14 protein-coding genes are annotated in these 12,808 nt (G+C 66.6%); 7 read left to right on the top strand and 7 right to left on the bottom strand.

Annotation, left to right across the window (positions count from 1 at the left end):
• Nucleotide 1: 1 nt before the first annotated feature.
• Nucleotides 2-331, bottom strand: coding sequence for a ComEA family DNA-binding protein (locus tag LCHO_RS04870; protein ID WP_012346011.1), 330 nt, complete (start codon nt 329-331; stop codon nt 2-4).
• A 284-nt stretch (nt 332-615) separates the two neighbouring features.
• Between LCHO_RS04870 and LCHO_RS04865 the strand changes: the two genes are divergently transcribed.
• Genes LCHO_RS04865 through LCHO_RS04855 form a run of 3 tightly spaced genes read left to right on the top strand, consistent with a single transcriptional unit; the run spans nt 616 to nt 3,465 of the window.
• Nucleotides 616-1,563: a glycosyltransferase family 9 protein gene (locus LCHO_RS04865; RefSeq protein WP_012346010.1), complete on the top strand. Its 948-nt coding sequence runs from the start codon at nt 616-618 to the stop codon at nt 1,561-1,563.
• A gap of 7 nt (nt 1,564-1,570) precedes the next feature.
• Nucleotides 1,571-2,641 (top strand): glycosyltransferase family 4 protein, encoded by a 1,071-nt coding sequence (locus tag LCHO_RS04860; RefSeq protein ID WP_012346009.1) that lies wholly within the window; start codon nt 1,571-1,573, stop codon nt 2,639-2,641.
• Between the two features lie 8 nt (nt 2,642-2,649).
• On the top strand, nt 2,650-3,465 hold the full coding sequence (locus LCHO_RS04855) for a DUF5672 family protein (RefSeq protein WP_012346008.1): 816 nt from the start codon (nt 2,650-2,652) through the stop codon (nt 3,463-3,465).
• A gap of 53 nt (nt 3,466-3,518) precedes the next feature.
• On the opposite strand, the gene LCHO_RS23305 is transcribed toward LCHO_RS04855, so the two are convergent.
• Both LCHO_RS23305 and LCHO_RS04845 read right to left on the bottom strand, forming a co-directional pair.
• Nucleotides 3,519-4,361 carry a hypothetical protein gene (locus tag LCHO_RS23305; RefSeq protein WP_012346007.1) on the bottom strand — a complete coding sequence of 281 codons (843 nt, stop codon included), beginning with the start codon at nt 4,359-4,361 and terminating at the stop codon, nt 3,519-3,521.
• A 36-nt stretch (nt 4,362-4,397) separates the two neighbouring features.
• The gene (locus LCHO_RS04845) at nt 4,398-5,069 is read right to left on the bottom strand and encodes a glycosyltransferase (RefSeq protein ID WP_012346006.1); all 672 of its coding nucleotides are present in this window, start codon (nt 5,067-5,069) and stop codon (nt 4,398-4,400) included.
• A gap of 201 nt (nt 5,070-5,270) precedes the next feature.
• Between LCHO_RS04845 and LCHO_RS04840 the strand changes: the two genes are divergently transcribed.
• From LCHO_RS04840 to waaC, 4 genes are read left to right on the top strand one after another with little or no spacing between them, the layout of a single operon-like run.
• Nucleotides 5,271-6,263, top strand: a complete 993-nt coding sequence (locus LCHO_RS04840) for a class I SAM-dependent methyltransferase (RefSeq protein ID WP_012346005.1) — start codon at nt 5,271-5,273, stop codon at nt 6,261-6,263.
• On the top strand, nt 6,260-7,312 hold the full coding sequence (locus LCHO_RS04835) for a hypothetical protein (protein WP_012346004.1): 1,053 nt from the start codon (nt 6,260-6,262) through the stop codon (nt 7,310-7,312). Before LCHO_RS04840 ends, LCHO_RS04835 begins: the two co-directional genes overlap by 4 nt.
• Before the next feature lie 51 nt (nt 7,313-7,363).
• Nucleotides 7,364-8,017 carry a DUF4254 domain-containing protein gene (locus tag LCHO_RS04830; protein ID WP_012346003.1) on the top strand — a complete coding sequence of 218 codons (654 nt, stop codon included), beginning with the start codon at nt 7,364-7,366 and terminating at the stop codon, nt 8,015-8,017.
• On the top strand, nt 8,010-8,993 hold the full coding sequence (gene waaC / locus LCHO_RS04825; RefSeq protein WP_043703867.1) for a lipopolysaccharide heptosyltransferase I: 984 nt from the start codon (nt 8,010-8,012) through the stop codon (nt 8,991-8,993). Before LCHO_RS04830 ends, waaC begins: the two co-directional genes overlap by 8 nt.
• Nucleotides 8,994-9,026: 33 nt before the next feature.
• On the opposite strand, the gene lapB is transcribed toward waaC, so the two are convergent.
• From lapB to rpsA, 4 genes are all read right to left on the bottom strand, one after another.
• Nucleotides 9,027-10,181, bottom strand: a complete 1,155-nt coding sequence (gene lapB, locus LCHO_RS04820; protein ID WP_012346001.1) for a lipopolysaccharide assembly protein LapB — start codon at nt 10,179-10,181, stop codon at nt 9,027-9,029.
• Entirely contained in the window at nt 10,171-10,491 is a 321-nt protein-coding gene (locus LCHO_RS04815; RefSeq protein WP_012346000.1) for a LapA family protein, read from the bottom strand. The genes lapB and LCHO_RS04815 overlap by 11 nt, the downstream gene beginning before the upstream one ends.
• Before the next feature lie 145 nt (nt 10,492-10,636).
• Complete coding sequence (locus LCHO_RS04810) at nt 10,637-10,975, bottom strand: integration host factor subunit beta (RefSeq protein WP_012345999.1); 339 nt, start codon at nt 10,973-10,975, stop codon at nt 10,637-10,639.
• A gap of 19 nt (nt 10,976-10,994) precedes the next feature.
• Nucleotides 10,995-12,683: a 30S ribosomal protein S1 gene (gene rpsA, locus LCHO_RS04805; RefSeq protein ID WP_012345998.1), complete on the bottom strand. Its 1,689-nt coding sequence runs from the start codon at nt 12,681-12,683 to the stop codon at nt 10,995-10,997.
• Nucleotides 12,684-12,808: the final 125 nt, after the last annotated feature.

Genomic DNA, 12,808 nt, shown 5'->3' with positions numbered 1-12,808 from the left:
CCTACTTGTCCTTGACGGCCTTGTCGGCCTTGGCCACGACACCCGGCTTGGCCGCCGTGGCTGCCGCGGCGAATGCCGATCCGTTGACGGTCAGGCCGGCTTCCGAAAACCGGGCCGCATTGCCCGGCCCGACACCCTTGACGCGGCCGATGAAGTCGTCCCAGCTCTTGAAATCCGACTTCTTGCGCTCGTCGAGGATCTTGCCCGACATCGCCGGCCCGATGCCCTTGACCGCCTCGAGTTCGGCCTGATTGGCCTTGTTGACATCGGCGGCGGCAAAAGTCGCCGCGGCGCACAAGGCCAGGAAAAACGACAGCACGAGCTTGAACATGACAGTACCCCCGAATGGCAGCGACGCGGCAGCTGTCTCATGAGCTGTCCGGCCGCCCGACGCCCGCAAGCGGTTTGCGGAACCCGCGGCACCCGACGGATGCCACGCGATCAAAGATAGTCGGGCGCGCGCCGGCGGACATCCCTCTGAAGGGTCACACCGATGGGGGCACCCGTTGGGGCGAGTGACAGGCCGGCCAGAGTGTGGTGAGGGCCTCGTGTGCAGGCCGGGGAACACCCCCGCGCCACCCCGGAGCCGCAAGGGTCAAATGGTAAAGTTGGCCGATGAATTCACGTCCTCTGATCATTCGTCTGCGCAATTGGGTGGGCGACGTGATCCTCGGCGTACCCGCGCTGCAACTGCTGCAATCCCACGGATACGCCCCCCAGCTGGTCGGCAAGGGCTGGGCCAAGGCGCTGCTGGCCGGCCACGGCTGGCCCACCCACAGCCGCCCGGCCACCTTGCGCGAGCGTGTGCAGCAGCTGCGCGAGCTGCGCCGCCAGGCCCGGGCGATCGACAGCGGTTTCGACCGCCGCGAAAACGCGCTGGTGCTGCCGACCTCGTTCTCCGGCGCGCTCGAGATGCGGCTGGCCGGCCTGCGGGCGGTCGGTTATGCGCAGGAGGCGCGCGGCATCCTGCTTGCGCGCAGCGAGCCGATCACCTACGGCGGCCACGCGCTCACCAGCTACTGGGAACTGGCCTGCCGCTTCCTGCACATCGACGCACTACCGCCAGCCACGATCGATCTGAAGACCCTGCCGGCCGACCAGCAGCAGGCCGATGCGCTGCTCGCCGGCCACGGCCTGCGCCCCGGCTTCGTCGTGATCTGCCCGTTCGCCGGTGGCCAGTTCGAGAAGCAGGACAAGACCTGGCCGGCCTTCCCCGCGTTCACCCAGGCGCTGCTGCAGCGCGGCCACCAGGTGATCGCCTGCCCCGGGCCGGACGAGGATCGCATCATCTCCGAGCAGCATCCGGGCGTGAAACTGCTGCCCGGCGTCAAGCTGGGTGTCTACGGCGGCCTGCTGCGGCGCGCGGCGCTGGTGGTGTCCAACGACACCGGGCCGGCGCACCTGGCCGCCGCCGTCGGCGCGCCGGTGCTGAGCGTGCTCGGGCCGACCAAGCCGGAGCAATGGGCGCCCTGGGGGCCGACCGTGACGGTGGTGCGCCGCTGGCCCGACTGGCCGACGGTCGACGAAGTGCTCTCCCGCGTCGACGACCGGCTCGCAGCCTGACCCCGCGGTGACGACGCTGCAGCACATCGGCCTGGGGCTGGGCCGCATCCGCCATTGGCATGACGGGCTGGGCGAGTTCTCGCGCCAGCTCACGCTCGCGCTGGCGCAGCAGGCCCCACGGCTGCGCGAGGAGCACGGCATCCGCTTCCACGTCCACCTGCCGCGTGCGTACCACGGCGAATTCGGCGATGCGGTCGGCTACCTCGACACCCACACCACGCAGCGCTGGCTGCACCTGCGCACGCAGCGCTTTGCGCTGTGGCACACCTTCCACCAGCACAACCGGCTGCGCGCACCGCTGGGCACGCAGCGCCGCATCGAGACCGTGCACGACCTGAACTTCCTGCACACCAAGAGCGGCACCAAGCTGGCGCGCTACCGCGAGCGCATGCGTGACCGGCTGGCGCACGCCGACGCCACGATCGCGATCACCCACCATGTGGCCGGCGACATCGAACGCGAACTGGGCCCGCTGCGCACCGCGCCGCAGGTCATCCACAACGGCGCCACCGACCTGACGCGCTCGCCGCAACAGCCGCTCGACGGCCTGGCCGATCGGCCCTTCCTGCTGCACATCAGCCGCATGGCGCCGACCAAGAACATCGCCGCGCTGCTCGACCTGGCCGCCGCCTGGCCCGAACAGCGCATCGTGCTGGCCGGCGCGACCAGTCCGTACAGCACCGAAGTGCAGCAGCAGGTTGCGGCCCGTGCGCTCGGCAACGTCGTCATCCGGCTCGACATCAGCGAGGCGCAGAAGGCCTGGCTGTATGCGCACTGCACCGGTTTCCTGTTCCCGTCGCTGGCCGAGGGTTTCGGCTTGCCGCCGATCGAGGCGATGCACTTCGGCAAGCCGGTGTTCCTGTCGCGGCTGACCTCGCTGCCCGAGGTGGGCGGCGACGTGGCGCACTATTTCGACCGCTTCGACGGTGCGCAGATGCGCTCGGTCGTCGAGGCCGGGCTGGCGGCCGATCGGCAACCCGGACGCGCCGCGGCCATCGCCGCCCATGCCCGCGGCTTCTCGTGGCAGCGCTGCGCGGACGCGCACATCGCCCTGTATTGCCGCCTGCTGGCCCGCTGAGGCGACCGATGCTGCACCTGCCCGACGTCACCCTCGCCTGCGTGGACACCCGCACGCCCGCGCTCGCCCTGGCGGCCATGCAGCACTGCATGTCGCAGGTGCGCTTTGCCCGCGCCCTGCTTTTCACCAGTCCCGACTGGCTGGCGCGCATGCCGCCGGACATCACCGCCGTGCCGCTGGAAATCGACTCGGTGGCGGCCTACTCGCAGTTCATGCTGCAGGGGCTGGATGCGCACATCGGCACCCGCCACGTGCTGGTCGTGCAGTGGGATGGCTACGTGCTCGACGCCACACGATGGCAGCCCGAGTTCCTCGATTGCGACTACATCGGCGCCCCCCTGCGCGGCGAGCCGCCCGAGCGCAGCGTGGGCAACGGCGGCTTCTCGCTGCGATCGAAGAAATTGCTGCGCGCGATGCACGACCCGGCGATGGTGATCCGCCACCCCGAGGACATCTGCATCTGCCACGACAACCGCGAGCGTCTGATGCGCGACCACGGCATCCGCTTTGCCGAACCCGGACTGGCGGCCCGTTTTGCCTACGAACGACTGGCGCCTGACGGGCCGACGTTCGGGTTTCACGGGTTGTTCAACATGCACCAGGTGCTGGCACCAGCCGCGCTGCATCGACTGATCTGCGACCTGCCCGATTCATTCGGACGCGGACTGGATGCCCACGACCTGTGCCGCAGCCTGATTGCATCGAATCGACTCGACACGGCGGCCGAGATACTTGGCAAGCGCAAGCGCCTGGGCATGCGGGATCGACGCACGCTGCGGCTGCACGTGCAGATGGCGTGGGCGCGTCTGTTCAACCGCCCGTAGTCGTCGCGTCGGCGCACAGGTGCTGTCCGATCGGCAAGGCATGTGCGGCCGGGTCAACCGGCCAAGACCATCAGGCCTGTCGCATCGGGGGCGGATTGAACCCAGGCCAGACCGGTGAGGTTTTTCCTCTGCTCGGCCGACAACTGAGCGTGAATCCGATTGCGCCGTGCGGCACCTGCATGTGCCGCAAACATCAGCGCGAGCGTCTCGCCGAAATAGAAACACAAACCGCCTGCCGCCAGAAGACTGGCCTCGAGGTTGTATTGACTGCCCTCCACCACGCGGCATTGCGCCGGCAGGTGCCCACGCTTCTCAGGCACAGGGTGACGAACCACCAACACCGCCGGATGAGGCAGGTGAAGGCGCTCGATGATGTCTCCGACCTGCAAGCCCGGCGACTCGACAAACACGTGCGCAATCCCGCTCAGGGGCAGCACGGGTCGATCAGACATGGCGACCAGATCATTCAGTCGAGTGCCGCGCTCAATGTTGAAACCATCGAGCCACGCCGGCAGATCCTTGAACTCGGCAAACGTGTGATAAGCGAGTCGGCCAGGTTGAATCGGCAGATCAAAATTGCGCGGCATTCGACGATGGGTATCCAGGCCATCATCCAGATACGCCAGTCGTCGAGCATGATCGCGGCTCCAGACCACACGCCGATTGAATCGATCGTGCGGCAGGTACAGGGTATGCACGACGCCCGTCTTCACGAGAGCACGCAACAGACGCAGAGTCCAGATATTGATCGGCAGATGCCAGACCCGCTTCAGGTGCCGTGTCGAAAACCGCCATGGCTCGTGGAGCACGATTGCCGGTCGATCCTGCCCGGCATGTACACCGTGCACTGCCACGGTGTAATTGACCAGATTGGTACAGATCAGGACATCGAGCATGCCGGCCGTTCGCCCAGAGTAGTTCGATGCGGCGGGCTAGACATTCATTCCGTCCTGAGATCGCGCACGGGCGGCGTGCCATTCCTCGGCCATGTCGGCATCGACATAATCCTTGAAACAGGGCGTTCCCAATGTGTAGTGCAGCAACTTGGCGTCGGCATTGTCTTCGTATTCGGTCGTCAGCCAATTCCATTCGACGGGCAGCGCTCCGATGTCGGCATCGCCCAGCCAACTGAAGCGATGCAGGAATGCGCCCGTCTGGCCCATCACGAACTCGGGTGTCAGCATTCGATGCTTGGCATGACCGCAATTCCAGAGCACCACGCTCGACCAGTTCTTGCGCGGGTAATTCTGGTTCTTGTTACCGAGATACTTGGTCGTGGCCTTGGTCTGGTAACTGTGCTGCACGACCTGTACGGCCTTGCTCTCGTCACGCAAGTTCCACAGTTCGGCAATGTCCGATCGGCAGACCATGTCGCCGTCCGCAAAAATCGCCCAACCTTCGAATTCGCACAGATGCGGGGTCAGGAACCTCGAATAGATAAAGGTATTGCTGCCATCGTTGTGTGTTTCTTTGTATCGCGGCAATGACTGCAGCACCAACGGAGTGAAGGCCACAGGAACCGACGCCGACTCCAGAACGCTCTGGCAGAACGTGTGGTAGGCCACGGCCTCCCGCGGATCGAAACCGACAAATAATCTGATCACTCGCCTAACTCCTGAGTCAATGACCGTGGGCCAGATCTGCTGCACCCGAACCTGATCCAAGACTTTACCCCGCTTCTCGACACCGGACGCGACTTGGCGCAAACGGGTTGTTCATGGATGCTTCGATCGATAATCGCGCGGTCTGCAGCTGATGCGCCATCGCGTGCGGATGACGGGACAACCGCAGCCAATGAGGACTTGATGACATCACCCGAGCCGAACTACCCCGCAGGTGTGAGCCTGGAAAGCAGGCCATGCCCGAACGGATGCGAACCGGCCGACCAATCCGTGCTCGTCGGGCAGGACAGGATTCACGGCATCCCGGGCCGATTCACGGTGGTGCGCTGCCAGCACTGCGGCTTGATGCGGACAGATCCGCGCCCGACACCGCAGACGATCGGCGCGTACTACCCAGCTGACTACGCCCCACACCGCGCGGTGGATGCAGTGTCCAAGCCCAAGGTCAGGAAGTGGCGTCACCGGTTCAAGGACAAGATCGCCAGGTTGCTGGGTCGCGATGTCCGGCGACTGCCACCGATCGAGCCCGGCCACATGCTGGAGATCGGCTGTGCTTCGGGGGCCTATCTCAAGGAGATGCGCGCGCAAGGATGGTCTGTCGAGGGCATCGAATACTCGGATGCGGCAGCTCAAAGCGCTCGTGAAATGGGGATCCATGTTCAGACCGCGAGCGTCGAGACGGCCCGCGACCCTGAGCGAACGGCGGATGTCGCCACCGCATGGATGGTGCTGGAACACCTTCATGACCCGGTTCAGGCGCTGGTGAAGATTCGTCGATGGCTCAAACCGGACGGATATCTGGTGGGCGTGGTCCCTGACGCGAATGCCTTGGACCGCAGGCTGTTTGGTGAACTCTGGTACGCACTGCAACTGCCGTCGCACCTCTATCACTACACCCCGGCCACGCTCAGGCAAGTCCTGGACACAGCCGGATGGGAACTCGTCCAGACCCGGTGGCAACCGAACGAACGCAACCTTCTCATCAGCCTGGAGTGGTGGCTGGCGGGCCGGAATCGGCCGACCGCAAAAAAATGTCTTCTCTGGCTGAAGGAGGCGCGTGGTGCACGCAGATTGCGACGCTGGCTGGCGTGGACCCTGGGCGTCACGCACCAGAGCGGCCGCATGGAGTTCTGGGCTCGGCCCAAGCGCACGCAGGATCGTGAGGCCAAGGCTTGAGTCGCATCGAATGGTGGCCACACACCACCGATACGCGCATTGCCAGCTATCGCCTGCGGTGTGCTCAGATCGTCGAGGCCCTGCGCGATCAGGGCCATGATGTCGGTCTGCACCGGCCCGGCGGGCCTGTGCCCGACACCCTGGTGCTCTCCAAGCGCTACGACGCCAGGACGCTCGAACAGGCGACGCAGTACCGAAGCCGATCGGGCACCCGCCTGATTCTCGATCTTTGCGACAACCACTTCTTCTTTTCCGCCGATCCCGACGGAACACTGCAGCAGCGCGCCGATCGCCTCCGAAATGCCTGCCAGCGCGTCGATCAGGTCATCGTCTGCTCTCGATCGCTTGCTCAGGTCGTCCGACAAGAGGCGCCGAAGGCAGACATCGCCGTCGTTGCCGACGCGGCAGAACCGCCCGATGACTTGTCGTGGCTGGCACGCCTGCGCGAACCTCGAGCCGAAATCCGCCTGCACCGGTTGCGCCGCTGGCTCGCACAGGCCCGGGTCGATCCGGCCCGTCGGCTGATCTGGTTCGGCAATCACGGCAGTGCAGGTGTGGACGGTGGCATGGCAGATCTGTTGACGGTTCGCAGCAGCCTTGAACGGGCAGCCGCCGAGGCGCCGCTGTCGCTGACCGTCGTCAGCAACAGCGAGACGGCCTATCGGAGCTTGCTGCACGGCTGGCGTCTGCCGACCGCCTATCTGCCTTGGTCGCAATCCACCTTCTCCACCGCCTTGCGGCTGCACAGCGCAGCCATCATTCCGATCCAGTCCAATCCGTTCACGCAGTGCAAGACCGCGAACCGGGTTCTCACGGCCGGTCTGCACGGGTTGAACGTGATTGCCGACGCGATCCCGAGTTACGAGGACTTCCGTGGCTGCACGGTCCTCGATGACTGGCCCCACGGCTTGGGCGACTATCTACACGACCGATCTCGACGGGAATCGGATCTGAGCGCCGCGCAAGCCTTGACTCGGAACGCCTACGAGCTGGCACAGATTGCTGCCGACTGGGCAAAGGCCCTCGGCCTGCAGGACGCGCGGCGATAATTCGCGCTTCTCGATCCGCCCCCAGCCGGCCTTCGTGCTGGCTCCAGCCCCATGAGCACTCCCGTTCTGACCGCACGCGCGGTGACCGACCTGCACGACAACCTGCTGGCCAATCCAGGTTGGCCCGCGAGCGTCGACCTCATCCCTGCCGAGCCGCTCTGGCACTGGATCGCCACCAACCACCGCAACAACTGCCTGCTGTGGGCCGAGGAGGATCTGGCCCGGCGCACCACGGTGAGCGACGCGGAGATCGCCAAGAACAAGCGTGCGATCGACGGCTACAACCAGGCGCGCAACGACGCCACCGAGCGGGTCGACGAGATCCTGCTGATCGCGCTCGGCCTGGTCGATCCGGCCTCGGCCAGCAGCGACGCACCGCTGAGCACCGCGCCCGCCACCGCACGGCTGAACAGCGAGACCGCCGGCAGCATGGTCGATCGGATGTCGATCATGGCGCTCAAGATCGACGCGATGCGCAAGCAGACGCAGCGCACCGATGTCGACGATGCACACCGCGCCAGCAGCCAGATCAAGCTCGACCGCCTGCTGCTGCAGCGCGTCGACCTGTCGACTTGCCTCGACGGCCTGCTGGCCGAGTGCGTGGCCGGCCGCGCCTGCTTCAAGGTCTACCGCCAGTTCAAGATGTACAACGACGCGCGCTTCAACCCCGCCCTGGTGGCCGAGCGGCTGGCCGCGCGTGGCTGAGGTTGCTGAGCGGCCGCTGCGCATCCTGGTCGTCAAGACGACCTCGATGGGCGACGTGGTGCACACGCTGCCGGCGATCACCGACATCGCCCGCGCGCATCCCGGCGCCGTGATCGACTGGCTGGTGGAGGCGCCGTTCGCGGCGATCGCCGCGCTGCATCCTGCCGTGCGGCGGGTGCTGCCGATTGCCTGGCGCAAGTGGCGCAAGTCGTTGCGCAACCCGGCCACCCGCGCGGCCATCCGGCAACTGCGCGCCGACCTGCAGGCCGAAACCTATGACCTGGTGATCGACTTCCAGGGCCTGCTCAAGAGCGTGCTGTGGGCGGTGCAGGCGAACGGCCCGCGCGCCGGTTATGACCGCAAGAGCATCCGTGAACCGCTGGCGGCGCTGTTCTACCAGCGGCGCGCCGCCGTGTCGCGATCGCTGCATGCGGTCGACCGCAGCCGCCGGCTGGCCGCCGCGCACCTGGCTTATGCGCTGCCGTCCGGCGCACCGGATTTCGGGCTGCGGGCGCCGACACCGACCTGGCAGCCGCCGTCGCCCCATGCCGTGCTGATCCCTTGCGCCAGCCGGCCGGAGAAGCTCTGGCCCGAAGCGGACTGGCAAGCCGTGCTCGCGCAGGTGCAAGCCCAGGGCTGGACGCCGGTCATCCTGTGGGGCAGCCCGCAGGAACAGGCATTGGCCCGGCGCATCGCGGGTGACAGCGGCGCGGTGGTGCCGCCGTTCCTGAGCGTGGGCGACAGCGCGGCGGTGCTCGCCGGCGCGCGGCTGGTGGTCGGGCTGGACACCGGTTTCACGCATCTGGCCGCGGCATTCGACCGGCCGACCGTGGGCATCTACTGCGACCACGAACCCGGTCTGGCCGGTGTGACGGGCGCGGGCTTCGTGCGCAGCCTGGGCGGCAAGGGGCAGGTGCCGAGCCGGGCCGACGTGCTGGCGGCCTTTCGCGCCGCCTTGCCACACGTCGAAGCCTGAGCGCAGCGCGCCCGGCGCCGGCCGACGCGCCGACTACATGTCCTCGAGTCGACGCGGCGGATAGGTGTCCCAGCCGTGGCAGCCGGGGCATTGCCAGAAGTAGTTCTGTGCCTCGAAACCGCAAGCCGCGCAGTGGTAGCGGCGCAAGGGGCGCAAGGCCTTGCCGACGGCCTGCTGCATGGCCAGGCTTTCGCCGCCATCGTCGTCCGGCGCGGCGGCCGGGTCCTGCAACAGCTTGAGTGCGGCGCTCAGGCTCTGATTTTCCTTGAGGTGCTGCACCAGCATCCGGCGCCGCGCCGCGGCGTCGGACTCCAGGCTCAGCGCAGCCAGCAGCAGGTCGGCAGAGGGCGCCGCCAGATGCAGGGCCTTGAGCCGGACCAGCGCCTCGTCGGCACGCTGGCAGACCTGGGCGCTGGCGGCATAGTCACCGGCGATGACTGAAAAGGCTTCCGGGTGCACGGTCGACAGCGCGGTCCACAGGCCCAGGGCCTCGGTGTGCCGGCCCGCACGCGCCAGGCGCTGGCCCGACAGGATCAGCGGCCGTGCCGACTGCGGGGCCACTTCGCGCGCCTTGGTCAGCGCGGCGTCGGCGGCGGCGCCGTCACCCGCCGCATCGGCCTCCAGACACAGCTCGCACCAGTAGTGGGCGATGCGCTGGGCAAAGCTGCCGGCAGCGGTGGCCTCGAGCCCGCGGGCCACTTCGATGGCCGATTTCCAGTCCCGCGCGGACTCGTGCAAGGTCAGCAACGCCAGCCGCGCATCGGTGGCGAAGGCCGTCCCTTCGAGCGCCTTGTAGGCCGCCTCGGCACGGTCGAACAGGCCGGCTTTCAGGTAATCCTGGGCGAGGGCATGCTGGGCGCGGTCGCGCTCGCTGGTGGGCAGATCGGCGCGTGCCAGCAGGTGCTGGTGGACCCGCACGGCGCGTTCGTATTCACCGCGGCGACGGAACAGGTTGCCGAGCGCGAAGTGCAGGTCGGTGCTGCCCGGGTCTTGCTGCACCGCCTCGATGAAGGCATCGATGGCCTTGTCCTGCTGTTCATTGAGCAGCAGGTTCAGGCCCTTGAAATAGGCCCGCGGCGAGGATTCGGTTTCGCGCCTGAGGTGGCGCAGGTCGAGGCGCGAGCCCAGCCAGCCGAGCGCGAACGCCACCGGCAGGCCCAGCAGCAGCCATTGCAGGTCAAAGTCCATCGCGGGGGGGATGTGGCAGTTCTGCCTCGGAGGGCTGGCCTGCGGGGGTCGCAGGTTGCGGGACAGCCGATCGCGGCACGGCGGCCTCGAGGGCACGGGTACGACGGTGCTGGCGCCACCAGCCGGGCAGCATCGCCAGGACGCCGACCACGCAGCCGGCCGCGAACGCGGCGAGCACCACCAGCACCATCGGCGCATGGGTCGACACGCCAAAGAACCAGTTCAGGTCGACGGCATGCTGGTTGTTCAGCGCGAAGGCGAACAACACGAAGAACACCGCTGCGCGGAAGATCCAGTGAATGATGCGCATAACTCGGGGATTCTAGTGCTGCACCCCTGGTCGTCCGTGCGACGACCCACGCGGCCACGCCTGGAGCACAAACGCAACCGGCCCGACAGCTCAATCCATGAGCCGGCGGGCCGGAACACTCGACAGGGGCGGGGATGCGAGGCGCTCAGTCGACCGATTGCAGGCGGGCCGGACGCACGTCCAGCACCTCCTGCGCGTCGTCCTGACGCTGGTCGACCGCTTCGCGCAGGGCCTTGCCCGGCTTGAAGTGGGGGACCAGCTTTTCGGGGATCACCACCTGCTCGCCGGAGCGGGGATTGCGCCCCACCCGCGGCGGGCGGCGGTTGATCGCAAAGCTGCCGAATCCGCGGATCTCGATGCGGTGACCGCGCGCCAGTGCGTCGCTCATCGCGTCGAGCATCGTCTTGACGGCGAACTCGGCATCGCGATGGGTCAGCTGGCTGAAACGTTCAGCCAGCAAGGCGACAAGGTCGGAGCGGGTCATGCGCGAGATCGGCTATCGATCAGTTGTTGCCTTGGTCCAGCTTGGCCTTGAGCAGGGCGCCCAGGCTGGTGGTACCGGCATTGCCGACCGTTTCGCGGTTGTCGGCCGACAGGCGCTGCATGGCTTCCTGCTGCTCGACGCTGTCCTTGGCCTTGATCGACAACTGGATCGAACGCAGCTTGCGGTCGACGTTGATGATCATGGTCGTGACTTCGTCGCCTTCCTTGAGCACGTTGCGGGCGTCTTCGACACGCTCGCGGGCGATTTCGGAAGCGCGCAGGTAGCCGGTGACTTCTTCGTTGAGCTGGATTTCAGCGCCACGGGCGTCCACCGTCTTGACCTTGCCGGTCACCGTCGCGCCACGGTCGTTGAGCGTGGTGTAGTTGGTGAACGGGTCGGTGTCGAGCTGCTTGATGCCCAGCGAGATGCGCTCGCGCTCGACGTCGATGCCCAGGACGATCGCCTCGACGTCCTGGCCCTTCTTGAAGTTGCGCACGGCCGCTTCGCCGGTCTCGTTCCAGCTCAGGTCGGACAGGTGCACCAGGCCGTCGATGCCGGCAGCCAGACCGACGAACACGCCGAAGTCGGTGATCGACTTGACGGGGCCCTTGACGCGGTCGCCGCGCTTGAAGTTCTGCGCGAACTCGTCCCACGGGTTCTGCTTGCACTGCTTCATGCCCAGCGAGATGCGGCGCTTGTCCTCGTCGATCTCGAGCACCATGACTTCGACTTCGTCACCCAGGGCGACGATCTTCGACGGAGCCACGTTCTTGTTGGTCCAGTCCATTTCGGAGACGTGCACCAGGCCTTCGATGCCCGGTTCGATCTCGACGAATGCACCGTAGTCGGCGATGTTGGTGACCTTGCCGAAGATGCGGGTGCCCGACGGGTAGCGGCGCGAGACGCCGATCCACGGGTCGTCGCCCATCTGCTTGAGGCCCAGCGAGACGCGGTTCTTCTCGGCGTCGAACTTCAGGACCTTGGCGGTCAGTTCCTGACCGACCGTCACCACTTCGCTCGGGTGACGCACGCGGCGCCATGCCATGTCGGTGATGTGCAGCAGGCCGTCGATGCCGCCCAGATCCACGAACGCACCGTATTCGGTGATGTTCTTGACCACGCCGTTGACGAAGGCACCTTCGCGCAGCGTCTCGAGCAGCTTGGCGCGCTCTTCGCCCATCGAAGCTTCAACCACGGCACGGCGCGACAGCACGACGTTGTTGCGCTTGCGGTCGAGCTTGATGACCTTGAACTCCATGGTCTTGCCCTCGTACGGGCTCATGTCCTTGACCGGACGCGTGTCGAGCAGCGAACCCGGCAGGAAGGCGCGGATGCCGTTGACCAGCACGGTCAGGCCGCCCTTGACCTTGCCCGACACGGTGCCGGTGACGAACTCGCCCGATTCCAGCGAGTTCTCGAGCGACAGCCACGAAGCCAGGCGCTTGGCCTTGTCGCGCGACAGGATGGTGTCGCCGTACCCGTTTTCGATCGCGTCGATGGCGACGGAAACGAAATCGCCGACCTGGACTTCGAGCTCGCCCTTGTCGTTCTTGAATTCTTCGAGAGGCACATAGGCCTCGGACTTCAGGCCGGCGTTGACGACGACGAAGCTGTGTTCGACGCGCACGACTTCAGCCGAGATGACCTCGCCGGCGCGCATGTCAGAGCGCTGCAGCGACTCTTCGAACATCGCGGCAAAGGATTCCATGCCTTCTGAGGCAAATGCTGCTTGGGACATTGATTGGCTTTCTGCGTCGGGCGGGCCGACGACTGGGACCACTTCCGTGGCGGGTTAGGTTGCTGAACCGGCACCTCGGCGTGCAGGACGCACAG

The organism is Leptothrix cholodnii SP-6, assembly GCF_000019785.1.
In the GTDB taxonomy this organism is placed as follows: domain Bacteria; phylum Pseudomonadota; class Gammaproteobacteria; order Burkholderiales; family Burkholderiaceae_C; genus Sphaerotilus; species Sphaerotilus cholodnii.
This window is presented reverse-complemented; position numbering and strand designations above follow the sequence as displayed.